The following is a 279-nucleotide window of genomic DNA, read 5'->3' as shown; positions in this document are numbered from 1 at the left end:
GCCACCCCTTTGACGCTAGGACAAGAGTTTAGCGGCTATGTCAGTCAGTTAGATCATGCGCTCATTCGTCTAGATGCCGCGCTACAAGGTCTGTATGAATTGCCTTTAGGCGGTACGGCAGTCGGTACAGGATTAAACGCTCACCCCGATTATGCAGAGCAGGTCGCGCAAACCTTAGCTGCATTGACTGATGTGCCTTTTGTCACGGCGCCCAATAAATTTGAAGCGTTAGCGGCCAGAGACGCCGAAGTTTTTGCCTCAGGTGCCCTAAAAACCTTG

General features: G+C 51.6%; 1 protein-coding gene. It reads left to right on the top strand.

From position 1 onward, the window contains the following. The coding region (locus EN808_RS36075) for a lyase family protein (protein ID WP_245525219.1) at nucleotides 1-279 on the top strand (279 nt) is incomplete at both ends.

This window comes from Mesorhizobium sp. M8A.F.Ca.ET.165.01.1.1, assembly GCF_004792065.1.
Classification (GTDB): Bacteria; Pseudomonadota; Alphaproteobacteria; order Rhizobiales; family Rhizobiaceae; genus Mesorhizobium.
Note: the sequence above shows the minus strand (reverse complement) of the source record. Positions and strands in the feature narration are given on the sequence as shown.